This is a genomic window from Bradyrhizobium sp. Kon56 (assembly GCF_055807635.1).
This window is the reverse complement of record NZ_JBVVOU010000033.1, coordinates 1-25335: the sequence shown is the minus strand read 5'-3', so window position 1 is coordinate 25335 and position 25335 is coordinate 1. Positions and strand designations below refer to the sequence as shown.

The following is a 25335-nucleotide window of genomic DNA, read 5'->3' as shown; positions in this document are numbered from 1 at the left end:
TGCCGCAGGGTGGGTTAGCCGAAGGCGTAACCCGCCACCTTTGTCAGCGCGCGAGAAGTGGGGGGACGCTTAGCTAACCCACCCTATGCTTCTGAACGCTACGCCCTCGCCGCGATCGCCGCCGCTTCCGCTGCGGCGCGCTGCATGCTGGTCGACATCTCGTTGGTCACCGTGCTCTGCTCTTCGATTGCCGCGGCCGTCGACGTCACATATTCGCTGACGTTGCTGATGGCCGTCTTGATCGAAGCCAGGGCGGTGACGACGTCTCCAGAGATGCCGTTGAGGCTACCGATCTCAGCGCCGATCTTGTCAGTGGCCTGCTTGGCTTGGTTGGCGAGGCTCTTGACCTCCGAGGCCACCACCGCAAAGCCCCGACCGGCTTCGCCGGCGCGGGCGGATTCGATGGTGGCGTTAAGTGCCAGGAGGTTGATCTGCCCGGTGATGTTGTTGATGAGCTCGACGATCCCGCTCATCGCCAGCGCCGCTTCAGTGAGGCGCTGGGCCTGGGCATCAGCGGACGCGACCTGCTCCACCGCGCTCATCGCCGTCTCGCGCGATTTGGTCATGGCCTCGGAAATCTCCCGCACCGAGGCGTTCAGCTCTTCCGATCCGGCGGCGACCGATTCCATCATGCCGCGGACGCGCTCGTTGCCCATGCGGACCAGCACCTGCTTCGTGACGTCGGTCGCATATTTCACGACCTTGAACGGCTTGCCGTTGAGATCCATGATCGGATTGTAGGAGGCCTGGATATAGACCTTCCTGCCGCCCTTGCCGACGCGCTTGTATTCGGCCGCCTGATACTGGCCGCGGTTGAGCGCCGCCCAGAACTCGCGATAGCCATTGCCATCGCGCTCCGAGGGCTCGACAAACATGCTGTGGTGCTTGCCCTTGATCTCAGCCAGCGAATAGCCGAGGGCGCCGAGGAAATTGGCGTTGGCGGTGATGATCGTGCCGTCCATGTTGAACTCGATCACCGCCTGCGCCTTCTCGATCGCCGAGATCTGGCCCGCAAGGTCGGCATTCTTCAGCTTCTCCGCCGTGACGTCGGTCGCGAACTTGGCGACGCCGAAGGGCTTGCCGTTCTCATCGAGTAGCGGATTGTAGGAGGCGAGAATCCAGACCTCGCGGCCGCCCTTGCCGATGCGCTTGAACTCGCCAGCCTGGTATTCGCCGCGGTTGAGCTTGGCCCAGAACTCGCGATAGGCCGCGCCGTCGCGCTCGGCCTGGGGCATGAAGAGGCTGTGATGCTTGCACTGGATCTCGGTCAGCGAATAGCCAAGCGCGTTGCAGAAATTCTCGTTGGCCGTGACGATGGTGCCGTCGAGCTTGAACTCGATCACGGCCTGGGCGCGGCCGATAGCGGCGATCTTCGAAGACTCCGTCATGCTCCGGATCTTCTTCTCGGTGATTTCGGTCGCAATCTTGGCAACCATCACCGTCTTGCCGTTGCCGTCGAGCACCGGATTGTAGGATGCTTCGATCCAGATCTCACGGCCGCCCTTCGCGATCCGCTTGAACTCGCTTGCCTGATACTCGCCGCGGTTCAATGCAGCCCAGAACGCCTTGTACTCGGCGCCGTCGCGCTGGTCGGCCGGCATGAACATGGCGTGCTTCTTTCCCTTGATTTCGTCGAGGGAATAGCCGAGGGCGTTCAAGAAATTCTGGTTGGCGCTCAGGATCGTGCCGTCCATGGCAAACTCGATCATGGCCTGCGAGCGGCCGATGGCGGCGAGCTTAGCATCCGCGTCGTTGCGGGACTTGCGGCCAAACATCATTGAATCTCCAAAATCATTAAATTGCGAGACGGGATCAGGTGACGTGACGGCGCGGCACACGCGCTGAATTCCAATCGAATTCCGCCGGTAAAACTCGCGTTGCGAAGACCAAGGCGGATACGCAAGATGATTCAGTACCCATAAGATTCGAATAAAGTGCTAACGAATTCTGGGAAAAGCGATCGCCGACAGAGCAGCCTAAAGCTGCACGACGGTAGGCCTTACACGCTGCTCGGTCGGCGCTGTCACTTGAATGCTTGGTCCTTCAGGAGTTTGAAGGAAAGCGTCTCGCGATCGGTCATGGCGAGTTTTGCTACGGAAGTATCCGGCGACGCCGCGCCGCATGTCCGTAGTGTCACGGCGCTTGCCGCGCCTTGTGCTGCGTACGCCGCCCGATCCCCCACAGCGTCAGATTCCAAACAATGCAGGTGGCGAGTGCAAGCCCAAGACCGACGGCGGAGCCGAACCACGCCACCGCCACGTGCAACACCGCGATCGCCATTCCGAATCCGAGCAGCCCCCAGGCCGAATTGGCCAGCACCGCGGCGGTCGGCGGGCCGCCGATTCGCGGATGCAGGATCACCATGATGCTGGAAAACACCACCGGGTACAGCGCGATGATGCCGCTAATCCGGGGGCCGACCCAGCCCGACGTCGAGACGACGATGGCAACCAGGGTCGCGACCAGCGCCGCCCGCATCGGAACGTCGTACCAGCGCCGCGTCACCAGCGGCATCTTCACGTGGCGATAGCCCGCGAGCAGCGGAATACAGATGCCGAACGCGATCAGATTGGCGGCGAGCCCGGCGGTGAGCGGCCAGTCGAACTGCTTGATGATCGAGGCGAACACGATCCAGACCGCGACCGCGCTTCCGCAACTCACCAGAAGGCTGCGCCGCTGCGCCAGCACCACATAGGTGAGACACATGAAGATCGTCGCGGCATTGACCGGCAAGCTCGACAGCGCGCCCTGCGCGATGAAGGCGGCATCGTGGTCGAGCGCGAGGAAGACGTAGGATGGTCCGGCCGAAACCGGCAAGGTCGCGACCAGCGCGCCGATCACCGGCCCTGAACGCTCGGTGATGATCGACGCCGTCACGACGAACGCCGCCGCGACCATCATGCGCAGAACGAGGATGAGGATGAGGTGGAGCTCGGGGGACATTTTTTTCTTTTGTCGTCCCGGGCTTCGCCGAGACGACACGAATTGTTGGGCGAGCGGCCTTCGCTCGCTACATCCGCTGCATCGACACCGAGACCTTCGGGCCGTTCTTGATGGTCTGATAGACCACGCAGTAGCGCTCGGTGAGCTTGAGCAGCAGGTCGAGCTTGTCTTGCGGCGCATCAGTATCGACGTCGAAGCGCAGACGTATCTCGGCGAAGCCGACCGGCGTCTCCTTGTCGACGCCGAGCGTGCCGCGGAAATCGAGATCGCCCTCGGCGTAGACGTTGCCGGTCTTCAAGGGCACCTCGATCGCGGTCGCGACCGATTTCAGCGTGACGCCGGCGCAGGCGACCAGCGCCTCGAGCAGCATGTCGCCCGAGCAGAGCTCCAGGCCGGAGCCGCCAGTCGCGGGATGCAGGCCGGCCATCGCGATTGCGCGGCCGGTCTCGACCTTGCAGGCGATGCCCTCGCTGTCGGTCGAGCCCTTGGCCTTCAACGTGATCATCGCGGTCTTGGGGTCGGTCTTGTAGCGCTCCTTGATCGGGGCCTGCATCTGGCGCAGTGCTGCGGCGTCCATTTTGTCTCTCCCGGGAAAATCGTCTCTACGAAGTACCGGCTTGCGATGTACCGGCTCGGAGCGAAATTGTCACCACCACATGGCCTGACCGGGACCCTGGGTTGCGTCACGGTCGGGCACGTTGCGGTCGAGCGAACGGTCGAGTGACGTCAGCACACTTCGCTTGAAATTCTCGAACAGCGGCGAATTGCGGTCGCGTGGCCTGCCCAGGTTGATCTCGATCTGGTCGAACAGCCGGCCCGGCCGCGGCCGCATCACCAGCACTCGGTCAGCCAGCACCACGGCCTCGTCGACGTCATGGGTGACGAGGATGAGCGTCGGCCGCGTGTCGGCCCAGAGATCGAGCAGATGATCCTGGAGGTCCCTGCGGGTGAAGGCATCGAGCGCCGAGAACGGTTCGTCGAGCAAGAGCACCTCGGGCTGCGGCACCAGTGCGCGGGCAATCGCGACGCGCTGTGCCTGCCCGCCCGAGAGCTCGCGCGGCCAGGCCTGCGCTTTCTCGGCGAGCCCGACACGCTCGAGCGCACGCGCCACCTTTTCACGCCGCTCGGTGGCGGGCCCATCGGCAAGACCAAAGCCGATATTGTCGGCGACGCTGAGCCAGGGCAGCAACCGCGGCTCCTGGAAGATGATGCCGATCTTGGCATGCGGCGAGGCGATCGCCTCGTTGTCGAGCGTCACCGTGCCCGAGCTTGCGCGGTCGAGGCCCGCGATGGCGCGCAGCAGCGTGGACTTGCCGCAGCCCGAGCCGCCAATGATGGCGACGATCTCGCCTTGCCTGATCTCGGCCGAAAAGCGCGCCAGCGCCTGCACGCCGTTGGGATAGGTCTTGCTGACCCGGTCGAGCGCCAGCATCGCCTTATGCTCCCGTCGTACGCCCGAAGGCGTCCTGCCAGCGCAGGAAGGGCGCAGCCGCGATCTCGATCAGCCAATCCGTGAGCTTGCCGAGGATCGCGAAGATCACGATGGCGGCGAGGATCTGCGCGGGCTTGCCGAGCTGCTGGCCGTCGAGCAGGAGATAGCCGAGGCCTTCGGACGCGCCGATCAGCTCGGCCGCCACCACGAACATCCAGCCCAGACCAAGACCGACGCGCAAGGACACGACATAGGCCGGCAGCACCGCGGGCAGCAGGATACGGCGGATCATGGCAGGCCCGGAGAGACGGAATGTGCGACCGACCTCGACGATCTTGCGATCGACGATGAGGATCGCGCCCATCACGCCGAGATAGACCGGAAAGAACACGCCGACCGCGATCAGCGCGATCTTCGAGGTCTCGAAAATGCCGAGCCAGAGGATGAACAGCGGCACCCAGGCCAGCGACGGGATCGCGCGCAGCGCTTGCACGGTCGGGTCGAGCAGCCGCCGCGCCAGCGACCAATAGCCGGATATGGCGCCGAGCAAGGTGCCCGCGACCACCCCGAACGCGAAGCCGAGGCCGACACGCCACAGCGTTGCGGCGATGTGACGGAACAGTTCGCCGGAGCGTGCAAGATCAACGACGGTGGCGAACACGCGCGAGGGCGGCGGCACCAGCCGGCCGTTGGACCAGCCGGACCAGACCACGAGTTCCCAGCCAAGCGCGAGGGTCAGTGGCAACAGCAATCCCAGCGTCGGCCCCGCATAGCGCGACAGCCGCGAGGGCGCGGCGCTCTCGGCCGGTTCCGTAGTCTGTTGCAGCACTGGCGCGTCAGAGATCATGGCCGGTAGGAAGCGCGTCTTGTGCGGGATTGCAAGGGCGCGCGGCATTCTCGGCGTCGTCCCGGACAAGCGCAGCGAAGCCGAGCGCAGATCCGGGACCCATAACCACGGGAAGGCGTGGCTACGGGGGCTTGGAGTTGCCCCTTTGGCGCCAAACCACTTCCTGTGGTTATGGGTCCCGGGCTCGCTTCGCGCCCCGGGACGACGACCGAGTTTGCCGCGCGCCTACCTTTAATTCGTCGGCAGCGGCACCTGATCGTCGATCAGCCCATCCAGCGTCGCCTTCACGTCGACCTTGGCGTCGACGACGCCGGCCTGTTGCAGGGCGAGGCCCGCGGCGAGGATCGATTCGCGCTGGGGCGCGCCGATGCGGCTGTGGGTCAGCTCGGTGCGCTCCTTGAGTTGCTTATCGACGACAGGCTCCGGCAGCTTGGTCACGGCGATGAAGGTCTTCTTGAGCTCGTCGTAATTCGCGAGCGAATATTTGCGCGCCTCTTCGTACACCGCGAGCACGCGGCGGGCGGCGTCCGGATAGTCTTTCAAAAACTGCTCGCGCACATTGAGGATGCCCCAAGTGTTGGCGTCGGCCTTGCGATAGAACAGTTTCGCGCCGTCCTCGACCTCGGCCTGCGCCATCATCGGATCGAGCCCGGCCCACGCATCGACGTCGCCGCGGATCAGCGCGGTCTTGCCGTCGGCGTGCTGGAGCAGCACCGGCGTGATGTCCTTTTCGGTGAGACCTGCGCCAAGCAATGCCCGCACCAGGAAGATGTGCGGATCGGTGCCGCGCGTCACCGCGACCCGCTTGCCCTTGAGATCGGCGACATTAGCAATCTTGGAATCCTTTGATGTCACCAACGCCGTCCATTCGGGACGCGAATAGACGTAGATCGACTTGATCGGGTTGCCGTTGATACGCGCGACCAGCGCCGCCGAGCCCGCGGTCGAGCCGAAGTCGATCGAGCCCGCATTGAGGAATTCGAGCGCCTTGTTGGAGCCGGCCGACTGCACCCAGGTGACGGTGATGCCGTCCTTGGCGAACTCCTTTTCCAGGAGCCCCTTCTGCTTCAGGACCATCGACACCGGATTATAGGTCGCCCAGTCGATACGGATTTCCTTGAGCGGATCCGCCGCCCGCGCCGCGGGGGACATGGCAAGAGCGACCGCTCCCGCCAACAGTATGCGTCGTGTAATCCTGGTCATGCCCGACCTCCTCAAAACTTCATTGTTTTTCAATGAGTTAGATCTAGAAATCAACGAGAAAATCCATCCCTCGAAAGCGCGCCGGCTGAGAACAGCTTTGCCCAAAGCCGCACCTTTCCAGCATGGAACGACTATTGCGAGAGAATGGCGGGTGACAGCGCCGGCCGCCTCTTATATCCGGTGAGACATGGACAGCGTCGCGACTGAACACAAGGCCGAGGTGGACGATCGCTTCGACACCGCGCGGATCACCGCCGCGGTCGATGCGCTTGCCGAGAAGCACCAGGGACGCGAGGACGCGTTCCGCACGGCCATGGCGCAACTGCTCAAGGCCGAGCTGATTGCCTCGCGCGCTGCGGCACAGACGATCCTGCTGAAGGACCGTCACGGCCGGCGCTGCGCCGAGCGACTGTGCCACGTGCAGGACGAGATCATCCGCATCCTGTATTCGGCCGCGACCCGCCATCTCTACCGCTCGCCGATTCCGAGCGGTGCCGAGCGCATGGCAGTGGTGGCGACCGGCGGCTATGGCCGCGGCCTGATGGCCCCCGAGTCCGACATCGATCTGCTCTTCATCCTGCCCTACAAGCAGACCGCCTGGGGCGAGCAGGTCGCCGAGGCCATTCTCTATTGCCTCTGGGACATGGGGCTGAAGGTCGGTCACGCCACGCGCTCGGTCGACGAGTCGATCCGGCAGGCGCGCGGCGACATGACCATCCGCACCGCGATCCTGGAGACGCGCTTCCTTACCGGAGACCGGCCGCTCTATGACGAGCTGGTTGCCCGCTTCGACAAGGAGGTCGTGCAAGGCACCGCGTCCGAGTTCGTCACCGCGAAACTCGCCGAGCGTGAGGAGCGGCATCGCCGCGGCGGCCAATCGCGTTATCTGGTCGAACCCAACGTCAAGGACGGCAAGGGTGCGCTCCGCGACCTGCACACGCTGTTCTGGATCGCGAAGTACGTCTACCGCGTGAGCGACACCGACGAACTGGTCGACCGCGGCGTGTTCGACGCGCAGGAATACCGCACCTTCCGCCGCTGCGCCGACTTCCTCTGGTCGGTGCGCTGCAATCTTCACTTTTACTCCGGTCGCCCTGAAGAGCGCCTCTCCTTCGACCTCCAGCGCGAGATCGCCGTCCGGCTCGGCTACACCTCGCATCCCGGCATGCAGGACGTCGAACGCTTCATGAAGCACTACTTCCTGGTCGCCAAGGAAGTCGGCAACCTCACCGCCATCCTCTGCGCCAAGCTCGAGGACCAGCAGGCCAAGCCCGCGCCGGTGCTGAGCCGGATGATGGCGCGGCTGCGCCCCACCGCGGTGAAGCGGCGAGTGCCCGACAGCGACGACTTCATCGTCGACAACAACCGCATCAACGTCGCCGCGCCCGACGTGTTCAAGCATGATCCGGTCAATTTGATCCGCATCTTCCGTCTGGCGCAGAAGAACAATCTCGCCTTCCACCCGGACGCGATGCGCGACGTGACGCGTTCGCTCGGCCTGATCAACGCGCAGATGCGCGAGAATCCCGAAGCCAACCGGCTGTTGATGGAGATCCTGACATCCGACAACGCGGAAATCGTGCTGCGGCGGATGAACGAGACCGGCGTGCTCGGCCATTTCATCCGTGCCTTCGGCAAGATCGTCTCGATGATGCAGTTCAACATGTATCATCACTACACCGTCGACGAGCATTTGATCCGCTGCGTCGGGTTCCTCCAGGACATCGAACGCGGCGGCATCGAGGAATTCGCGGTGGCGAGCGACCTGATGCGCAAGATCCGGCCGGAGCATCGCTCCGTGATCTACATTGCGACGCTGCTGCACGACGTCGCCAAGGGCCGGCCCGAGGATCACTCGATCGCCGGCGCCAAGGTGGCGCGACGGCTCTGCCCGCGGCTCGGCTTCAGTCCGGCCGACACCGAGCTCGTGGCCTGGCTGATCGAGGAGCATCTGACGATGTCCACGGTCGCACAGTCGCGCGATCTCTCCGACCGCAAGACCATCGAGAATTTCGCCGCCGTGGTGCAGTCGGTCGAGCAGATGAAGCTCTTGACGATCCTGACCACCGCCGACATCCGCGGCGTCGGCCCAGGCGTGTGGAACGGCTGGAAGGCCCAGCTCTTGCGCTCGCTGTACTACGAGACCGAACCGGTGCTGACGGGTGGCTTCTCGGAGGTAGACCGCGGCAAGCGGCTCACGGCCGCGTATGCCGAATTCCGTAACGCCTTCGCGGAATGGCCGGCGGAAGAGCTCGACGCCTATATCGCCCGGCACTATCCGGCCTATTGGCTCAAGGTCGAGCTGCCGCGCAAGATCCGCCACGCGCGCTTCGTCCGTGCCAGCGAGCAGGCGGGCCACAAGCTCGCGATCAATGTCGGCTTCGACGAGGTGCGTGGCGTCACCGAGCTGACCATCTTCGCCGCCGACCATCCCTGGCTGCTGTCGATCATCGCAGGCGCCTGTGCCTCGGCCGGTGCCAACATCGTCGATGCCCAGATCTACACCACGACCGACGGTCGCGCGCTCGACACCATCTCGATTTCCAGGGAATACGACCGCGACGAGGACGAGGGACGGCGCGCCACACGCATCGGCGAGATGATCGAGGACGTGCTGGAAGGCAAGCTGCGTCTGCCCGAAGTGGTGGCCCGGCGCACCGTGCGCGGCAAGGCGCGGCCGTTCGTGATCGAGCCGGAAGTGACCATCAACAACCAATGGTCCGACCGCTACACAGTGATCGAAATGTCCGGCCTCGACCGCCCCGGGCTGCTCTACGAGCTGACCACCGCGATCTCGAAGCTCAACCTCAACATCGCCTCGGCCCATGTCGCGACCTTCGGCGAGCGCGCGCGCGACGTGTTCTACGTCACCGATCTCCTGGGCGCACAGATCAGCGCGCCGACACGTCAGGCCGCGATCAAGAGCGCGCTGACCCACGTGATGGCCGGCGACAAGGCGGTTCAGCCAGCGGCCTGACTTCTCTCGTCATTCCCCGCTGAATCATCGCGCCGACTTTTGTTCGGAGAATCGCAGCGCGTTCACCAGCGCAGACAGCGTCGCCGGTTGATGCCGACGACTGGGATAATACATGAAGAAGCCCGGAATTGGCGGAGTCCAATCCTCCAGCACCCGGACAAGGCGGCGCTTCGCAACATATTCGGCGACCTGCTCTTCATAAGCGAGTCCCACACCAACCCCGGCGAGCGCCGCCTGGATCACCAGGTGGGTATCGTCAATGATGAGTGGGCCGTTCACGTTGATCGTGACCGACTTTCGTCCCTGCTGAAACTCCCACCGATATGGTCCACCCGCAAGACGCAGCGTAATGCACCGATGATCGTTCAGATCCTTTGGTTTCTTGGGGATGCTTCGTGAAGCGAAATAGCTTGGCGAGCCCACTACCGCCAATCGCAGTTCGGGCGTGAGGCGAACCGCGATCATATCCTTTTGAATGTACTCGCCAAGCTGGATACCGGCATCGAACTCGCCTGCAACAAGGTCCACGGGGCCAGTGACGGTAACAACGTCCAGAACGATGTCCGGGTAGGACTCAGCGAAAGCTCTCAACCGCGGCAACAACACCATCACGGCAGCTGATCGTGACATTACGATTCGGAGACGACCTTCGGGTCGCTGCCGAACACTTCGGGTCTTGTCGAGGGCGTGACGAATTTGCTCAAGCGCCGGAGACAAGTCTTCCAAAAGAGCTGCCCCCGCAGCGGTTGGCGCAACGCTCTTGGTTGTTCGAGCGAGCAGCTGCAGCTCAAGCCGTTGCTCAAGCCTCCGGATTGTGTGACTCAAGGCAGACTGAGACACACCCAGCTTTATCGCAGCGCGCGTAAAGCTTCGTTCACTGGCCACGATTGCGAACGTCGCGAGCTCGTTCAATTCGTTTGTCATCGTCTATGAATATCGATCATAAGCCCATGCCGCGCAAGTCGGCTGGCTTCATAAACAACTATGCCGTAGGCTCCCACCCGCAATTCGACGACCTACGGTGCTTTTCTGCACGGGCGCCAGGCTGACGCTCGGCACGGCTGGCCGGGCCGGGCCGCATGAATGCCCGGTGTAACGGCTTTGAGGATGACAATGAATACGGACGTTCCCGCCTTGCACTCCCTTGCGCAAACCTATTTCGATGCTGCCTATGAAATGGATGCCGAGAAATTTGCATCCATATTTCACCCCTTGAGTTCCGTGACGAAGGTCGCCGAGGACGGCAACGTGGGCGTGACGCCGATTGCGACCTGGCTGGCAGCGGTCCGCGACATGAAAGCTCCAAAGCAACAGGGCTTCGAGCGAGACGATCAGATCCTGTCGACGGATGTTGAAGGAGAGCTCGCGCTTTTGAAGGTGAAATTGCGCATCCCGCCGCGTTACTTCACAGACCTGTTGTCGTGCTTGAAGGTGAACGGGACCCGGAAGATCGCGCAGAAAGTAATGACGTCGAACGTCTGATGGATTCGGTCACGGCGGGGGAGAGCGGCCGAAGGCTCGCTCGACGGCCCATCGCCGGCCGCCGCCAATCGCTCAACCGTTGTCAAACAGGCGCTTAGACCGCCACGCCTTCATGCCGCAGCAGCCAGCGCTTGCGCTCGAGGCCGCCGCCATACTTCACCAGAGAACCATCGGCGCCGATCAGGCGGTGGCACGGCAGCACCACGCTGATCGGATTGGAGCCGTTGGCATGGCCGACGGCGCGAATGGCTTTGGGCGTGTCGATCCTTGCGGCGAGCGCGCCGTAACTCATTGTGGTGCCGGCAGGGATTTGCGCCAATGCATTCCAGACCTTCTGCTGGAACGGCGTGCCGGCGATGCGCCAGGCGATGTCTGAGAGCTGGCCGAGATCGCCGTCGAAATAGTCCGACAGCGCAGTCCGCATGGCCGCGGGCGCGGGCTGGTCACTCAGGTCCACCAGACCGTAATGCAGGCGCAAGAGCTCGCGCATGCGGTGCTCGTAATCCTCCCAGTCGAGCGCGCGCAAGGCGCCCTCAGCGTCGGTGATCAGCAGCGCGATCCCGATCGGCGTCGCCAGCCGATCGAGGCCGAAGCTTACAGGCGGTTTGGTCGGTCGCGCGGGCATTGCGGCACCATTGCATCGAAACACGCCATCGCACTTGCCACGCCAGCCGTGCTAGCGTCCACCCGAAAGCTGACGCTGGGGGAGCTCAACTTGATCTGGATCGCGAATATCCTGGTGGCGCTGGTCGCCGCACTGCACGCTTACTTCCTGATCCTGGAGATGTTGCTCTGGGACAAGCCGCAGGGCTTGAAGGTTTTCCGCAACACGCCGGAGAAGGCAGCGATCACCAAGGTGCTGGCCGCGAACCAGGGACTCTATAACGGTTTCCTGGCCGCCGGCCTGGTCTGGGGGCTGGTGCACGGCAATCCGGCCTTCGCGTTCCAGATCAAGGCGTTCTTCCTGCTCTGCGTGATCGTGGCCGGCGCTTATGGCGCGGCGACCGTCAGCACGCGGATCCTGATCGTGCAGGCGCTGCCGGCGGCGCTCGCGCTGTTGGCCTTGTTCCTGACCTGAGATGCCATAGCGCGGCACCGCGATCCTTGCGCGGCGCCTGCCGTTCCTCCACAATCTCCGACAGCGATGGCGACCGTTGGCAATCAACGGGACAAGACCGTCGGTCGGAAATTCCGTCAGGAGGAACAAGCCCACATGAGCAATCGCAGAGCCTTCATCACCGCCACGGCGGCGCTCGCCTTCGCGTTCTCCGCCAACCAAGCTCTCGCCCAGAAGAAATACGACACCGGCGCGAGCGACACCGAGATCAAGATCGGCCAGACCGTGCCGTTCTCCGGGCCCTATTCCGTCTACGCCAATATCGGCAAGACCCAGGCCGCCTACTTCAAGATGATCAACGATCAGGGCGGCATCAACGGCCGCAAGATCAATCTGATCCAGTATGACGACGCCTATTCGCCGCCGAAGACGGTCGAGCAGGTGCGCAAGCTCGTCGAAGGCGACGAGGTGCTGTTCACCTTCCAGATCATCGGCACGGCCGCGAACGCTGCCGTGCAAAAATATCTCAACGGCAAGAAGATCCCGCAACTGCTGGCCTCGACCGGCGCCGCGCGCTTCAACGATCCGCAGAACTATCCCTGGACCATCGCCTATAATCCCAACTACGTGTCCGAGGGACGCATCTACGCCAAGTACATCCTCAAGGAGCATCCGAACGCCAAGATCGGCGTGCTCTACCAGAACGACGACATGGGCCGCGACTATCTCGCCGGCCTCAAGAGCGGTCTCGGCGACAAGGCCGCCAGCATGATCGTCGGCGAGGTGTCCTACGAGGTCACCGATCCGACGGTGGACTCGCAGGTGGTCAAACTGAAGTCGTTGGGCGCCGATCTTTTCTATGATGCCTCGACACCCAAATTCGCGGCGCAGGCGATCAAGAAGGTCGCCGAGCTCGGCTGGACGCCGGTGCACATTCTCGACATCAACGCGAGCCCGATCTCGGCGACGTTGAAGCCGGCCGGTCTCGACATCTCCAAGGGCATCATCTCCACCCAATACGGCAAGGAGCCCGGCGATCCGCAGTGGAAGGACGATCCGGGCGTGAAAGCGTTCTTTGCCTTCATGGACAAGTATTTCCCCGAAGGGGACAAGCTCAATACCGTCAACACCTATGCTTATTCAGTCGCCGAATTGCTGACGCAGGTGCTGAAACAGTGCGGCGACGACCTGTCGCGTGAGAACGTGATGAAGCAGGTCGCTAACATCAAGGACTTCACCCCGAGCTTCGCGCTACCCGGCATCAAGATCAACACCGGGCCGAACGACTACCGCGTCAACAAGCAGATGCAGATGATGAAGTTCAACGGCGAACGCTGGGAGCTGTTCGGCCCGATCATGGAGGATGCGGGTCCAGCGGGTTAGCCTCTCGGATATCTCATAGGGCGGGTTACGCCCGGCGGACTGCACTTCGCGCATCCGCCGGCGCTGCCCACCTTACAAACCTGCTGCGCAGCCGCGCATGCTACGAACTGCGGGCGCACGCCCAAACTTGCGTTGCAACAACGCCTCATCCACTATCGCCGTCAGCGGTGACATCAGGTGCGCACAGGCGCACCTGATTGATCACCGGCAACAAACATTGAGGAAATGCGAATGAGGAATGGAATGCTGCATCTGGCCACGGCAACGGCGCTGACCCTGGCGCTATCGGTCTCGGCGGCCAATGCCCAGAAGAAATATGATCCGGGGGCTAGCGATACCGAGATCAAAGTCGGCCAGACCGTGCCGTTCTCGGGACCGGCATCGGCCTACGCGTCGATCGGCAAGACCCAGGCCGCCTATTTCAAAATGATCAACGACCAGGGCGGCATCAACGGCCGCAAGATCAATCTGATCCAGTATGACGACGCTTACTCGCCGCCAAAAGCAGTGGAGCAGGTGCGCAAGCTGGTCGAGAGCGACGAGGTGCTCTTGACCTTCCAGATCATCGGCACGCCATCGAATGCGGCCGTGCAAAAATATCTCAACTCCAAGAAAGTGCCGCAGCTGTTCGCGGCCACCGGCGCCTCGAAGTTCACGGACCCGAAGAACTTTCCGTGGACGATGGGCTACAACCCTAACTATTTCGTCGAGGGCCGCATCTACGGCCAGTACATCCTGAAGGAATATCCAAACGCCAAAGTCGGCGTGCTCTATCAGAACGATGATCTCGGCAAGGACTATCTGAACGGCATCAAGGCCGGGCTCGGCGACAAGGCCGCCAAGATGATCGTCAACGAGTCCTCCTACGAAGTCTCGGACCCGACCGTCGATTCGCAGATCCTCAAGATCAAGGATGCCGGCGCCGATCTGTTCTTCAGCGCCAGCACGCCGAAGCAAGCGGCGCAGGCGATCAAGAAGATCGGCGAGATCGGCTGGAAGCCGGTGCAGATCGTCGACATCAACGCCACCTCGGTCGGCGCGGTGATGAAGCCTGCCGGTCTCGACGCCGCCAAGGGCGTGATCAGCGTCAATTACGGCAAGGATCCGCTCGATCCGACCTGGAAGGACGATGCCGGCCTGAAGAAGTATTTCGACTTCATGGCGAAGTACTATCCGGACGGCGACAAGGATTCGAACTTCAATACCTACGGCTACGGTACCGCCCAGCTTTTGGCCCACGTGCTGCAGCAGTGCGGCGACAACCTGACGCGCGAAAACGTCATGAAGCAGGCGGCTTCGCTGAAGGACGTGACCAGCGATATCGCCCTGCCCGGCATCAAGGCCAACACCTCGGCGACCGACTACCGCGTCAACAAGCAGCTTCAGATGATGAAGTTCAACGGCGAACGCTGGGAGCTGTTCGGCCCGCTCCTGGAAGATGCGGGTCCGGCGGGTTAGTTCTCTCGGAGCAAGCAGGTGAGGCGTGGATGGCCGAGTCAAGCCCGGCCATCCACCTTGAGGAGGGAGTTCCGCCGACGCCGCTCAGGCCGGCACCTCGCCAAAGTTCTTGCCCACCGGCAGCACCGCGTGCCGAATGAGCCGTGAATCCTCCACGGCGGCCTGCCTGTGCTTAACCGCTTCGCGATAGACGGGATCGCGGATCATCTCGACGAACGCGGCGACGCTTGGGTATTCGGCGATGAAGCAATGGTCCCAGCGCTCAGTCTCGGGGCCGATCAGCATCAACTCGAATTTGCCTTGCCAGACGATGCGGCCGCCGAGGCGTTCGAACACCGGGCCGCTCTCGCGGCCATAGGCCGCATAGGCTTCCGCGCCGCTCGCCTTGCGGCCATCTGGATAGGCTGCCTCCTTGCGTAAGCGCACCAGGTTGAGCATGTGGATCGGGCCGGGACGGTCGTTGTCCCGGAACTGCGCGAAAATCTCCTTGGTTGGATCGATGTGGCCCATCTGAGTTTCCTTTTCTTTTATGCCGGCGATCCTAGCTCTGCCGACCTCCCAGCGGAACTGCGGCCAGCGAATGCCGCACCTCCTAATCGCGCGTTAAGCTCTGGGTAACCGGGCCTTAAACAGCGACCGCTAGCGTGCGGCGGGGCGGGCTGACCGGGCGTTTGCGTATGGGGTTGGGAAAGAAAAAGGGTGGGCGGAAGGAGCCGTTGTTCGGCTTGCCTGCGGCACTCGCCGATCTGCGCCTGACCGCGGCCGACCGCATTCCTGGCGGCGATGAGAAGCCGAAGAAATCAACGAAGTCATCTGCCAAGCGCAAGAGCGAGGATGCCGGCGACGAGCCGCCGCGCGAGCGGAAGGCGCCAGCCGGCCGCGGCAGCCCCAAGCGGCGATCGAAGTCACGCATCGGCGCGAGCCTTGGTCGCCTGGTCTATTGGGGCGCGGTGCTGGGCCTATGGGGCGCCATCGCCGTGATCGGCGTCGTGATCTATGTCGGCGCTCATCTGCCGCCGATCCAGTCGCTGGAAATCCCCAAGCGGCCGCCGACGATCCAGATCGTCGGCATGGACGGCAGCATGCTGGCGCAACGCGGCGAGATGGCCGGCGCCAACGTCTCGCTGAAGGATCTGCCGCAATATCTGCCCAAGGCGTTCATCGCCATCGAGGATCGACGCTTCTATTCGCATTTCGGCATCGATCCCGTGGGCATCCTGCGCGCGCTCGTCACCAACGTGCTCCATCGCGGCGTGTCGCAGGGCGGCTCGACGCTGACGCAGCAATTGGCGAAAAACCTGTTCCTGACCCAGGAGCGCACCATGGCGCGCAAGCTGCAGGAAGCGGAGCTCGCGATCTGGCTGGAGCGCAAGCATTCCAAGAACGAGATCTTGGAGCTCTATCTCAACCGCGTCTATTTCGGCTCCGGCGCCTACGGCGTCGAGGCCGCCGCGCAGCGCTATTTCGGCAAATCGGCCAAGAACGTCACCGTCGCGGAAGCGGCGATGCTGGCCGGTCTCGTCAAATCGCCCTCGCGGCTCGCGCCGAACCGCAACCCTGAGGGCGCAGAAGCGCGCGCGAAAATCGTGCTCACGGCGATGGCGGATGCCAAATTCATCACCGAAGCGCAGGCGCAGGCCTCGATCGGCCAGCCCTCCTACAATGTGAAGCCGGTCGGCGCCGGCACGGTCAATTACGTCGCCGACTGGATCGGCGAGGTGCTGGACGATCTGGTCGGCCAGATCGACGAGAGCATCAAGGTCGAGACCACGATCGATCCGAAGCTCCAGAGCGTGGCGGAAGCCGCCATCATCGACGAGCTCGCGGCCAAGAGCGTGAAATTCAATGTCAGCCAGGGCGCACTGGTGGCGATGACGCCTGACGGCGCGGTTCGCGCCATGGTGGGCGGGCGGAACTATTCCGAGAGCCAGTACAACCGCGCGGTCACCGCCCGGCGCCAGCCGGGCTCCTCGTTCAAGCCGTTCGTGTACCTGACCGCGCTCGAGCAGGGGCTGACGCCCGACACGGTCCGCCAGGACGCGCCGATCGAGGTCAAGGGCTGGAGGCCTGAGAACTACACCCACGAATATTTCGGCGCGGTGACGCTGACCCAGGCGCTCGCGATGTCGCTCAACACGGTCGCCATTCGCCTCGGCCTCGAGGTCGGGCCGAAGAACGTGGTGCGCACCGCGCACCGGCTCGGCATCTCCTCGAAACTCGAGCCCAACGCCTCGATCGCGCTCGGCACCTCCGAAGTCTCGATGGTCGAGCTGGTCGGCGCCTATGCACCCTTCGCCAATGGCGGCTTCACGGCGACGCCGCATGTCGTCACGCGGATCAGGACGCTCAGTGGCAAGCTGCTCTACATGCGCCAGGCGGACGAGCACAACCAGGTGGTCGACCCGCGCTATGTCGGCATGATGAACGCGATGATGCGGGAAACGCTGATCAGCGGCACCGCCAAGAAGGCGGAGATCCCGGGCTGGCCAGCGGCCGGCAAGACCGGCACCAGCCAGGACTACCGCGACGCCTGGTTCATCGGCTACACCGCCAACCTCGTCACCGGCGTGTGGCTCGGCAATGACGACAACTCGCCGACCAAGAAGGCCACCGGCGGCGGCTTGCCGGTCGAAGTCTGGTCGCGCTTCATGCGCACAGCGCACGAGGGCGTGCCGGTAGCAGCCTTGCCGAGCTCTCCAGGTGGCTGGGGCCTGTCGAACCTGGCGCAGGCGACGTCGCAGGTGTCGCCGCCAACAGCGGCAGCGCCCGGACCCGCACCGGCCAGCAACGGCGGCTATCGCCCACCCCCCACGCGCGCCAATGCGCGACCGGAGGCAGCCGCAGGACTCGATGGCTGGCTGATGGACCGGCTGTTCGGCGGGAATCGCTAGCGCCGACCTGAGGTCCGGGTGACCTCAAAACAAAAACAAGCGAAAACAACCCCATGCACAGTAGCCGAGGATAACGAAATCAACGGCTTGCGTGAGTCGCAAGACGGCTGATTCTGACAGCAAAGCCATTTGACACCTCGGGCAAAACAGAACCGTTCCGCCATCATCCCGAACGCGGCCGCTATCTCGGCTCTCCCGGTTCGCCACCGGTGTCGTCTTCGGCAAGTCCTGCCTACCATGGCAAAATCGGCCGATCCCCGCAGCTCCCGGAACGCAAAAACACCAGTCTCTTCAAGCTCCGGTCGGCGGCCCGGGATTTGCTCTCACAGGTTGAGCAAGTATCGGAGAGCGTTCCATGATGTCGGGTGTATCCAGCGCGGCGTTGCCTCATCTGCGACCCGCATCAACGTCCGCTTCGAATAGGACATCGAGTCTTCAGCCGGCGGGACCGGATGCGACTGATGCTGCGACCGACGGCTTTCGGATTGACGTCTCGCAGGTCAAGCCCCTGACAGGCGCCAAGTCGATATCGGCGGCGGACAATCCTCACCTGCGCGACCTCATGGCATCGAACTGGCTGATGACCCATGACACGAGCGCAACTCAGTCGGTCGTCTCGGACGATGCCCCTGAGAACACCTATGCTCAGGTGAAGGTCGACGGCAAGGTGGTCGCCACCCTGTACAATGGCGGGTCCTCAACGATGACCAACGAGGCGGCTGGAAAGATCGGCAAGCTGGAGGATCCACCCGATCTGAGTGGACCGGATCTGGCGCAGTGGCGGGCCGACAGATACGCCGAGCGGCTCGGTGGCACCGTTGAAAAAGCTTCCACCGCGATCACGCAATCGCAATGGACCCCGCGTGAAAGCAGCTCCGCAACCTATAGCCGCGAACAACTCGACGCAGCCTTCCAGGCGATGCTGGCCGAGGGCCAGAAGGCCGGCGTGCAATTGCAGTCATCCTATCTCGCCTCGCGCACGCAGCCGGGGACAAGCGCGGATGTCAGCGCCTGAGCAGAGGGATGAATTGAGTACGCGCGGACGTCGCCGCATTCTCAACTGTCATTCCCGAGAACGCGGCATCCAGTACGCCGCGGCCTCTCGGTTCAATAACAACCGCCTCGGAACACTGGATCGCCCGGTCGAGCCGGGCGATGACAGCGTCAGATGGAGGTTGGCAGCGAGGGCCTAATCCTCGACCCCGTAGCGGTGCAGGTCGTTGCCGTACGTATCGAGCCACTTCTTGGCGCGCTCCATCGACGGGCAGACCTTCCCGCAGACGCGCCAGAACCGCGCTGAGTGGTTCATCTCAACGAGATGGGCGACCTCGTGGGCGGCGAGATAGTCGAGCACGTAGGGCGGCGCGAGGATCAGGCGCCAGGAGAACGACAGCGAGCCGGCCGAGGTGCAGGAGCCCCAACGACTGGATTGATCGCGGATCGAGAGCCGCTTGACCTTGACGCCGAGCTCGGCGGCATAGGATTCCGCCGCACGCTGAAGGTCGCGGCGAGCCTCGCGCTTGAGGAAGTCGCTGATGCGACGGTCCGCATGCTCGACGCCGCCGGCGACGCAGAGAATCCGCTCCCCGCTGTCGCGCACTTCCGTCCACACCGTACCGCGCGTGCCGGCGCGATGAACGATGCGATGGGCCGTGCCGCGAAGTGGTATCACTGTGCCAGGCTGGAACGGCGCGGCCTTCGGCAAACGGCCGAGACGTGCCGCGATCCACGCGCCGTGGCGCTGCGCGAAGTCTTTTGCTTCGGCGAGCGTGCCGCGCGGCGGCATGGTGAGGATGGCTTCGCGATCGCTCGGATGAATTCTGAGCGTGTAACGGCGCGCGCGGCGATGCCGGCGCAGTCGAATCGCAAAATATTGCGATCCATGGGTGATCAGGAGGGTCTTCGGCTCGTGGGGCCGCCGATAGAGGAGTGCGCGAGTGGCCATGTCTGTCAGTCCGGGGGGCAGGAGAGCGCCCGGATTCTGCCATAACCGCCGCCAGGGAAAGCGCTCGGCGCAAAAACAAATCATTTGCCCAATATACAGGGGTCTGGCGTCCGGGAGACCCTACAGACTGGGGTTGGAACCGGCTTTTTTCGCCCCCGTTCGGCGCATGTGGCACCCCCAAGGGGTGAGGTTGGACTCACTCCTACAAAGCTACCTAAATACCGCGAATCTAGCGGGAACTCGCCCCTGTCGGAGCCTCCGACAGGGCGTCGATTTTCAGCGGGAAAGCCGAAAAACGCGATTATTCGGCCGCGAGAGCCTGCAATGAGCTCGGATTCGCCGCCGAGACCATGAAGTCGTGGATGCGCGGCACGATTTCCGATTTGAAGCGCGAGCCATTGAACACGCCGTAATGTCCGACGCCCTTCTGGACGTAATGAACGCGGCGGTGATCGGGAATCGAGCTGCACAATGTGTGCGTTGCTTCGGTCTGACCGATGCCGGAGATGTCGTCGTTCTCGCCTTCGACGGTCATCAACGCGACGCGCGTGACCTTGGAGGGATCGACGCGTGTTCCACGATGGGTCATCTCGCCCTTCGGCAGCGAATGCTTCACGAACACGGTGTCGACGGTCTGCAGGTAATACTCGGCGGAGAGATCCATCACCGCGAGATATTCGTCGTAGAAGTCACGATGCTTGTCGACGAGGTCGCCGTCGCCCTTCACCAGGTTGGCGAATAGCTGCTTGTGGGCATCCATATGCCGGTCGAGATTCATGCTGATGAAGCCGTTGAGCTGCAAGAAGCCCGGATAGACGTCGCGCATCATACCCGGATGCGGGAACGGCACCTTGGTGATGACGTGGTTGCGGAACCAGTCGATGCCGCGCTCCTGGGCCAGGTTGTTCACCGCAGTCGGATTGCGCCGGGTGTCGATCGGGCCGCCCATCAGCGTCATCGAGGTCGGCACAAAGGGATCGCGTAGCGCTTCCATAATCGAAACGGCAGCGACGACGGGAACCGAGGGCTGGCACACCGCCAGCACATGCGTGTTGCCGCCGAGGACATGCAGCATCTCGATGACGTAGTCGATGTAGTCGTCAAGATCGAAGCGGCCGTCGCTGAGCGGCACCATGCGGGCATCGGCCCAATCGGTGATGTAGACCTCATGCGCCGGCAGGAAAGCCTCGACGGTACCGCGGAGGAGCGTCGCGTAATGGCCGGACATCGGAGCGACGATCAGCACGCGTGGATGCGGACTGCGCAGTGGACGGGCGAACTTGCGATCGAAGTAGAGCAGGCGGCAGAACGGCTTTTCCCAGACCGAGCGGACCTCGACGGGAACGCGGATGCCGTTGACCTCGGTGTCGTTGAGGCCCCATTCCGGCTTGCCGTAGCGGCGGGTGGTGCGTTCGAACAATTCGCAGGCCGCGGCAACCGACTTGCCAACCTCGGTGCGTGCCCAGGGGTTCAGCGGATTCTGAAACAGGAGCTTGGTCGCGTCCGTGATCGCACGCGCCGGATTGAGAGAGGCTTGCCCCATCTCGTACATCCAGTACATCGGCGTCGTCAGGACAGGACTGCCTTCGGCCACCAGGGGCGGCGCGCCGCCAAACTCACCAATCGGCATCGCTATATTCCTCTTCGCATCGCAGCATACTGCCGAATGCGTAATATTGCGTCAATGCATGGTTCCGTACATCTACGTGGCCGAGGTGCCCAAACCGGGCAGAATCCACGAGAAAGTGACGTTATTCGCCGCCTGACAGCAGCGAGCCCTGCATCCTGGCGCTGCGCAAAAGGGCAAGGAATGCCCCAAAAGATGCAAGCAACAGCACCGCGTTGATGGCCAACGCGCTCAGCATCAGATCGGTCCTGAAGGTGTTTTCGATCAGCAGCGCGCGCATCCCTTCGAACACGTAGGTCGGCGGCAGCGTCCAGGCGATGTATTGCAACCAGACCGGCAGCACGCTGACGGGATAGTAGACGCAGGCGAGCGGCATGATGCCGAACATCAAGGTCCAGACGATGCTCTCGGCGCCGAGGCCGTTTCGCAGCACCAGTCCGGAGACGAAAATGCCGACCGACCAGCTCGTGAAGATCAGATTGCAGAAGAACGCGATCAGCGGCACGCCGAGCGCATAAACATTGAAGTGAAACAGGAATAACGCGAGCAGCGTCATGGGGATGACGCCGATCGCGAGCCGGATCAGGCTCATGATCATCAGGGACAGCAGAAATTCGATCGGCTTCAACGGGCTCATCATGAGATTGCCGAGGTTGCGCGCCCACATCTCTTCCAGGAACGAGATCGAAAAGCCGAGCTGCCCGCGAAACAGGATGTCCCAGAGAATGACGGCGCCGATCAGGGTGCCGCCGGCACGCGCGAAGAAGTTGGCATTCTGCGCGATGTAAAGCTGCAGAAAGCCCCAGGTGATGACCTGCAGCGCCGGCCAGTAGAGCAGCTCGAGCAGCCGCGGCCAGGACGACAGCAACAGGTACCAATAGCGCAGGATCATCGCGCCAATGCGGTGGACGGAGATGCCGCGGTGGAGGGAGAGTTCGGTCATTGCGGCACCGCGTAGCCCGAATGAGCGAAGCGATATCCGGGACCTTGCTGGCGGCGTTCCCGGGTATCGCTTCGCTCACCCGGGCTACGGTCGCAACATACGGCCTGGCTCATCGTGCCACCTCCTGCGCGCCGTTCACCCTTCCGCGCGCGACGTCCAGAAACACCTCTTCCAGCGTGGTGCGGTTGTAGCGGGCCATGATGGCTTCGGGCGTATCGTCGTCCTCGATACGGCCGCGCTTCATGATGATGACGCGATCGCAGAGCCGCTCGACCTCGAGCATGTTGTGCGACGCCAAGAGGATGGTGGCGTTGTTCGCCATGCGATAACGCTCCAGATGCCCCCGGACCCAGTCGGCGGTGTCGGGATCGAGCGAGGCGGTCGGCTCGTCCAGCAACAGCAGCTCGGGCTGGTTGATCAGCGCCTTGGCGAGCGCAACGCGCGTCTTTTGTCCTGCGGAGAGCTTGCCGTTGGCGCGGTCGATGAACTCGGTGAGATCGAGATCGTCGGCGAGCTCAGCGATGCGATCGGAGAGGTTCTTCACCGCATAGAGCTTGCCGAACACCGTGAGGTTCTGACGCACCGTGAGCCGCATCGGCATGTCGACATAGGGGCTCTCGAAGTTCATCCGACCCAGCACGGACGCGCTGTCCTCCGGCATCCGATGCCCGAGCACCTGCACGCGGCCGGAGGTCGGCAGCACGAGGCCCATGATCGTCGCGATGGTCGTGGTCTTGCCGGCGCCGTTGCCGCCCAGCAGCCCGGTGATGCTGCCGCGCGGAAGCGAAAAGGAGATGTCGTCGACGGCGCGGGTCTGCTTGTAGACCTTGACCAGGTGATCGACCGCGATTGCCGCGGAGAGGCTGCGATCCGCGACAGTCGGCCAGCTTGAAGCCTTGTCATTCTCCGTCATGCTGGGCGTTCTTCTGCTATTGCAGCGGAGAGCGCAAGGCTTGTAATCCGGCGGTTCCGTGAGCCGCGCGCTTGTGATCGAGAAGGCACGCCCCATTGGCCGAAATGACCGAACTTGCCGCTTCCGACTTTCGCCCCGCGCAGCGGCATATCCGCCTGGATACGATCCTGCGACTGCGCTGGCTCGCGGTGCTCGGCCAGCTCGCCGCGATCTTCATCGTGGCGCAGGGGCTGGAATTCAATGTAGAGATCGTTCCCTGCGTCAGCATCATCGCCCTGTCGGCGGCGCTCAATCTGGCGCTCCAGACCGTGTCCAATCCGCTGCAGCGGCTGGAGCCGATGCAGGCGGCCGGACTGCTCGCGCTCAACATCGTGGAGCTGGCGGGTCTCCTGTTCTTCACCGGCGGACTCCAGAACCCGTTCTCGTTCCTGTTCCTCGCGCCCGTGCTGATCTCCGCGACGGCGCTGCCGGCCCGCTTCACCTTCGGCCTCGGCGTGCTGGCTGTCGCCTGCGCCTCGGTCCTGTTCTTCTTCCATCTGCCGCTGCCCTGGGATTCTGATGATCCGCTGGTGCTGCCGCCGATCTATCTCGTCGGCGTCTGGCTCTCGATCGCGCTCGCGATCGGCGTCACCAGCCTCTACTCGTTCCAGGTCACCGAGGAGGCGCGCAAGCTCGCCGACGCGCTGGCCGCGACCGAGCTGGTGCTGACGCGCGAGCAGCATCTGACCCAGCTCGACGGCCTGGCCGCAGCCGCAGCGCACGAGCTCGGCACGCCCCTCGCGACGATCTTCCTGATCTCGCGCGAGCTGGAGAAGACGGTGAAGGAGCCGAACTTTGCCGCCGACCTGAAGACCCTGCGCGAGCAGACGCAGCGTTGCCGCGACATATTGAGCAAGATCACCCAGCTCTCCTCCACCGGCGCGCCGTTCGACCGCATGAAGCTGTCGGAGCTGATCGAGGAGGTGGTGGCGCCGCACCGCGATTTCGGCGTCGATATCAAGGTGCGCATCGCCGTCGCCATCGTGGCCGAACCGGTCGGCTCGCGCAATCCGGCGATCCTCTACGGCGTCGGCAATATCGTCGAGAACGCGGTCGATTTCGCCCGCACCACCGTCGAGGTGAATGCGTGGTGGAACAAGGACACAATCGAGCTCGTGATCTCCGACGATGGTCCCGGGATTCCGCCTGACATCCTGAACCGGATCGGCGAGCCCTATTTGTCGCGGCGGCGCAGCAAGGACGAAGGCGGCGGCCTCGGGCTCGGCGTGTTCATCGCGCGCACCTTGCTGGAGCGCACCGGCGCCAAGGTCTCGTTTACCAACCGGACCTTTCCGGACCATGGCGCAGTGGTCCAGATCACGTGGCCGCGAGACCGTTTTGAGGCTATCGAGACCTTCGAAGAAACAATAGGATAGGCCGCGACCTTGCGTCGCACAACGGGGCCGATCGACCATTGGCGCCCTTGGCACCGCCCGATTGCGCCGCCATATGTAGACGCGCTGGAGAGAGGACGAAACCTTGAACGCCATCGCCGAACTGAACGAACAGACCGACCGCTCGCTGCTGATCGTGGAGGACGACAAGCCGTTTCTGGAGCGGCTGTCGCGCGCCATGGAAACGCGCGGCTTTGCGGTGACGTCATGCGACACCGTCTCGGACGGTCTGGCGCAGATCGGCAAGGCGGCGCCGGCATTCGCCGTGGTCGATCTGCGGCTCGGTGATGGCAACGGTCTCGACGTGGTCTCGGCGCTGAAGAAGAAGCGCCCCGACGCCCGCGCGATCGTGCTGACCGGCTATGGCAACATCGCCACCGCCGTCACCGCGGTGAAGATGGGCGCGGTCGATTATCTCTCGAAACCCGCGGACGCCGACGACGTCGTCGCGGCGCTGCTGTCGACCGGCTCGGACAAGTCCGAGTTGCCGGCGAACCCGATGTCGGCCGACCGCGTGCGCTGGGAACACATCCAGCGCATTTACGAGATGTGCAACCGCAACGTCTCGGAGACGGCACGCAGGCTCAACATGCATCGGCGCACGTTGCAGCGGATTTTGGCCAAGCGCGCGCCGCGATAACGGTGCCGTAGGGTGGGCAAGGCGCAAAGCGCCGTGCCCACCATGTCTGCTTCAATCTTTGACCTGGATGGTGGGCACGCTCCGCTTTGCCCACCCTTGTAATAGCGCGATCAGTTATTCTCGACCTGTTCCGTGAGGAATGGCCTGCCGCGGTTTGCACC

Annotated in this window: 22 protein-coding genes; 9 read left to right on the top strand and 13 right to left on the bottom strand. The window is 63.3% G+C overall.

Going from position 1 to position 25335, the window contains the following annotated elements; translation table 11 throughout:
• Nucleotides 1-98: 98 nt before the first annotated feature.
• The 6 genes from AC0L3B_RS32800 to AC0L3B_RS32775 form a co-directional block, all read right to left on the bottom strand.
• Nucleotides 99-1775: a methyl-accepting chemotaxis protein gene (locus AC0L3B_RS32800; RefSeq protein ID WP_473381727.1), complete on the bottom strand. Its 1677-nt coding sequence runs from the start codon at nucleotides 1773-1775 to the stop codon at nucleotides 99-101.
• Nucleotides 1776-2133: 358 nt separating this feature from the next.
• On the bottom strand, nucleotides 2134-2943 hold the full coding sequence (locus AC0L3B_RS32795) for a hypothetical protein (protein WP_018455898.1): 810 nt from the start codon (nucleotides 2941-2943) through the stop codon (nucleotides 2134-2136).
• A gap of 67 nt (nucleotides 2944-3010) precedes the next feature.
• Nucleotides 3011-3520: an OsmC family protein gene (locus AC0L3B_RS32790; RefSeq protein WP_027566043.1), complete on the bottom strand. Its 510-nt coding sequence runs from the start codon at nucleotides 3518-3520 to the stop codon at nucleotides 3011-3013.
• 69 nt (nucleotides 3521-3589) lie between these two features.
• A complete protein-coding gene (locus AC0L3B_RS32785; RefSeq protein ID WP_368508913.1) occupies nucleotides 3590-4375 on the bottom strand; it encodes an ABC transporter ATP-binding protein in 786 nt (261 codons plus the stop codon).
• 4 nt (nucleotides 4376-4379) lie between these two features.
• Entirely contained in the window at nucleotides 4380-5222 is an 843-nt protein-coding gene (locus AC0L3B_RS32780; protein ID WP_204514043.1) for an ABC transporter permease, read from the bottom strand.
• A 231-nt stretch (nucleotides 5223-5453) separates the two neighbouring features.
• Nucleotides 5454-6425, bottom strand: a complete 972-nt coding sequence (locus AC0L3B_RS32775; RefSeq protein WP_085349765.1) for an aliphatic sulfonate ABC transporter substrate-binding protein — start codon at nucleotides 6423-6425, stop codon at nucleotides 5454-5456.
• Nucleotides 6426-6612: 187 nt separating this feature from the next.
• Between AC0L3B_RS32775 and AC0L3B_RS32770 the strand changes: the two genes are divergently transcribed.
• Nucleotides 6613-9402, top strand: a complete 2790-nt coding sequence (locus AC0L3B_RS32770; protein ID WP_085361945.1) for a [protein-PII] uridylyltransferase — start codon at nucleotides 6613-6615, stop codon at nucleotides 9400-9402.
• 24 nt (nucleotides 9403-9426) lie between these two features.
• On the opposite strand, the gene AC0L3B_RS32765 is transcribed toward AC0L3B_RS32770, so the two are convergent.
• A complete protein-coding gene (locus AC0L3B_RS32765) occupies nucleotides 9427-10326 on the bottom strand; it encodes a LysR family transcriptional regulator (RefSeq protein ID WP_377828574.1) in 900 nt (299 codons plus the stop codon).
• A gap of 189 nt (nucleotides 10327-10515) precedes the next feature.
• Between AC0L3B_RS32765 and AC0L3B_RS32760 the strand changes: the two genes are divergently transcribed.
• Nucleotides 10516-10884 carry a nuclear transport factor 2 family protein gene (locus AC0L3B_RS32760; RefSeq protein WP_473381714.1) on the top strand — a complete coding sequence of 123 codons (369 nt, stop codon included), beginning with the start codon at nucleotides 10516-10518 and terminating at the stop codon, nucleotides 10882-10884.
• A gap of 94 nt (nucleotides 10885-10978) precedes the next feature.
• Here AC0L3B_RS32760 and AC0L3B_RS32755 read toward each other — a convergent pair whose 3' ends face one another.
• Nucleotides 10979-11509 (bottom strand): methylated-DNA--[protein]-cysteine S-methyltransferase, encoded by a 531-nt coding sequence (locus tag AC0L3B_RS32755; RefSeq protein ID WP_018455889.1) that lies wholly within the window; start codon nucleotides 11507-11509, stop codon nucleotides 10979-10981.
• 90 nt (nucleotides 11510-11599) lie between these two features.
• Here AC0L3B_RS32755 and AC0L3B_RS32750 point away from each other — a divergent pair, with 90 nt between their 5' ends.
• From AC0L3B_RS32750 to AC0L3B_RS32740, 3 genes are all read left to right on the top strand, one after another.
• A complete protein-coding gene (locus AC0L3B_RS32750) occupies nucleotides 11600-11962 on the top strand; it encodes a DUF1304 domain-containing protein (RefSeq protein ID WP_231189569.1) in 363 nt (120 codons plus the stop codon).
• A gap of 135 nt (nucleotides 11963-12097) precedes the next feature.
• On the top strand, nucleotides 12098-13324 hold the full coding sequence (locus AC0L3B_RS32745; protein ID WP_026233046.1) for an ABC transporter substrate-binding protein: 1227 nt from the start codon (nucleotides 12098-12100) through the stop codon (nucleotides 13322-13324).
• A 231-nt stretch (nucleotides 13325-13555) separates the two neighbouring features.
• Nucleotides 13556-14782 (top strand): ABC transporter substrate-binding protein, encoded by a 1227-nt coding sequence (locus AC0L3B_RS32740; protein ID WP_085385519.1) that lies wholly within the window; start codon nucleotides 13556-13558, stop codon nucleotides 14780-14782.
• Between the two features lie 84 nt (nucleotides 14783-14866).
• On the opposite strand, the gene AC0L3B_RS32735 is transcribed toward AC0L3B_RS32740, so the two are convergent.
• Nucleotides 14867-15292 carry a DUF1330 domain-containing protein gene (locus AC0L3B_RS32735; RefSeq protein WP_018455884.1) on the bottom strand — a complete coding sequence of 142 codons (426 nt, stop codon included), beginning with the start codon at nucleotides 15290-15292 and terminating at the stop codon, nucleotides 14867-14869.
• 167 nt (nucleotides 15293-15459) lie between these two features.
• On the opposite strand from AC0L3B_RS32735, the gene AC0L3B_RS32730 reads away from it, so the two are divergent.
• Nucleotides 15460-17673 carry a transglycosylase domain-containing protein gene (locus tag AC0L3B_RS32730; RefSeq protein WP_018455883.1) on the top strand — a complete coding sequence of 738 codons (2214 nt, stop codon included), beginning with the start codon at nucleotides 15460-15462 and terminating at the stop codon, nucleotides 17671-17673.
• 355 nt (nucleotides 17674-18028) lie between these two features.
• Entirely contained in the window at nucleotides 18029-18688 is a 660-nt protein-coding gene (locus AC0L3B_RS32725; protein ID WP_456652918.1) for a hypothetical protein, read from the top strand.
• A 174-nt stretch (nucleotides 18689-18862) separates the two neighbouring features.
• Here the strand turns inward: AC0L3B_RS32725 and AC0L3B_RS32720 are convergent, their stop codons facing one another.
• The 4 genes from AC0L3B_RS32720 to AC0L3B_RS32705 all read right to left on the bottom strand — a co-directional run bounded on the left by AC0L3B_RS32720 (nucleotide 18863) and on the right by AC0L3B_RS32705 (nucleotide 23101).
• The gene (locus AC0L3B_RS32720; RefSeq protein ID WP_026233044.1) at nucleotides 18863-19702 is read right to left on the bottom strand and encodes a M48 family metallopeptidase; all 840 of its coding nucleotides are present in this window, start codon (nucleotides 19700-19702) and stop codon (nucleotides 18863-18865) included.
• A 217-nt stretch (nucleotides 19703-19919) separates the two neighbouring features.
• Nucleotides 19920-21248: a polyhydroxyalkanoate depolymerase gene (locus tag AC0L3B_RS32715; protein WP_018455880.1), complete on the bottom strand. Its 1329-nt coding sequence runs from the start codon at nucleotides 21246-21248 to the stop codon at nucleotides 19920-19922.
• 121 nt (nucleotides 21249-21369) lie between these two features.
• Nucleotides 21370-22188 (bottom strand): ABC transporter permease, encoded by an 819-nt coding sequence (locus AC0L3B_RS32710; protein WP_018455879.1) that lies wholly within the window; start codon nucleotides 22186-22188, stop codon nucleotides 21370-21372.
• 109 nt (nucleotides 22189-22297) lie between these two features.
• Nucleotides 22298-23101, bottom strand: coding sequence for an ABC transporter ATP-binding protein (locus AC0L3B_RS32705; protein WP_085349757.1), 804 nt, complete (start codon nucleotides 23099-23101; stop codon nucleotides 22298-22300).
• Between the two features lie 104 nt (nucleotides 23102-23205).
• Between AC0L3B_RS32705 and AC0L3B_RS32700 the strand changes: the two genes are divergently transcribed.
• Nucleotides 23206-24516 (top strand): ActS/PrrB/RegB family redox-sensitive histidine kinase, encoded by a 1311-nt coding sequence (locus AC0L3B_RS32700; protein ID WP_018455877.1) that lies wholly within the window; start codon nucleotides 23206-23208, stop codon nucleotides 24514-24516.
• A 103-nt stretch (nucleotides 24517-24619) separates the two neighbouring features.
• The gene (locus tag AC0L3B_RS32695) at nucleotides 24620-25174 is read left to right on the top strand and encodes an ActR/PrrA/RegA family redox response regulator transcription factor (RefSeq protein ID WP_007598178.1); all 555 of its coding nucleotides are present in this window, start codon (nucleotides 24620-24622) and stop codon (nucleotides 25172-25174) included.
• The last annotated feature ends 161 nt before the right edge of the window (nucleotides 25175-25335 follow it).

What these genes read in the sequence shown, in the direction of transcription:
- AC0L3B_RS32780 (WP_204514043.1), bottom strand. Translation starts at nt 5,222, where the DNA reads ATGATCTCTGACGCGCCAGTGCTGCAACAGACTACGGAACCGGCCGAG.
- AC0L3B_RS32715 (WP_018455880.1), bottom strand. Translation starts at nt 21,248, where the DNA reads ATGCCGATTGGTGAGTTTGGCGGCGCGCCGCCCCTGGTGGCCGAAGGC.
- AC0L3B_RS32800 (WP_473381727.1), bottom strand. Translation starts at nt 1,775, where the DNA reads ATGTTTGGCCGCAAGTCCCGCAACGACGCGGATGCTAAGCTCGCCGCC.
- AC0L3B_RS32730 (WP_018455883.1), top strand. Translation starts at nt 15,460, where the DNA reads ATGGGGTTGGGAAAGAAAAAGGGTGGGCGGAAGGAGCCGTTGTTCGGC.
- AC0L3B_RS32720 (WP_026233044.1), bottom strand. Translation starts at nt 19,702, where the DNA reads ATGATTTGTTTTTGCGCCGAGCGCTTTCCCTGGCGGCGGTTATGGCAG.
- AC0L3B_RS32770 (WP_085361945.1), top strand. Translation starts at nt 6,613, where the DNA reads ATGGACAGCGTCGCGACTGAACACAAGGCCGAGGTGGACGATCGCTTC.
- AC0L3B_RS32795 (WP_018455898.1), bottom strand. Translation starts at nt 2,943, where the DNA reads ATGTCCCCCGAGCTCCACCTCATCCTCATCCTCGTTCTGCGCATGATG.
- AC0L3B_RS32790 (WP_027566043.1), bottom strand. Translation starts at nt 3,520, where the DNA reads ATGGACGCCGCAGCACTGCGCCAGATGCAGGCCCCGATCAAGGAGCGC.
- AC0L3B_RS32760 (WP_473381714.1), top strand. Translation starts at nt 10,516, where the DNA reads ATGAATACGGACGTTCCCGCCTTGCACTCCCTTGCGCAAACCTATTTC.
- AC0L3B_RS32735 (WP_018455884.1), bottom strand. Translation starts at nt 15,292, where the DNA reads ATGGGCCACATCGATCCAACCAAGGAGATTTTCGCGCAGTTCCGGGAC.
- AC0L3B_RS32740 (WP_085385519.1), top strand. Translation starts at nt 13,556, where the DNA reads ATGAGGAATGGAATGCTGCATCTGGCCACGGCAACGGCGCTGACCCTG.
- AC0L3B_RS32700 (WP_018455877.1), top strand. Translation starts at nt 23,206, where the DNA reads ATGACCGAACTTGCCGCTTCCGACTTTCGCCCCGCGCAGCGGCATATC.
- AC0L3B_RS32705 (WP_085349757.1), bottom strand. Translation starts at nt 23,101, where the DNA reads ATGACGGAGAATGACAAGGCTTCAAGCTGGCCGACTGTCGCGGATCGC.
- AC0L3B_RS32775 (WP_085349765.1), bottom strand. Translation starts at nt 6,425, where the DNA reads ATGACCAGGATTACACGACGCATACTGTTGGCGGGAGCGGTCGCTCTT.
- AC0L3B_RS32710 (WP_018455879.1), bottom strand. Translation starts at nt 22,188, where the DNA reads ATGACCGAACTCTCCCTCCACCGCGGCATCTCCGTCCACCGCATTGGC.
- AC0L3B_RS32745 (WP_026233046.1), top strand. Translation starts at nt 12,098, where the DNA reads ATGAGCAATCGCAGAGCCTTCATCACCGCCACGGCGGCGCTCGCCTTC.
- AC0L3B_RS32725 (WP_456652918.1), top strand. Translation starts at nt 18,029, where the DNA reads ATGATGTCGGGTGTATCCAGCGCGGCGTTGCCTCATCTGCGACCCGCA.
- AC0L3B_RS32785 (WP_368508913.1), bottom strand. Translation starts at nt 4,375, where the DNA reads ATGCTGGCGCTCGACCGGGTCAGCAAGACCTATCCCAACGGCGTGCAG.
- AC0L3B_RS32765 (WP_377828574.1), bottom strand. Translation starts at nt 10,326, where the DNA reads ATGACAAACGAATTGAACGAGCTCGCGACGTTCGCAATCGTGGCCAGT.
- AC0L3B_RS32755 (WP_018455889.1), bottom strand. Translation starts at nt 11,509, where the DNA reads ATGCCCGCGCGACCGACCAAACCGCCTGTAAGCTTCGGCCTCGATCGG.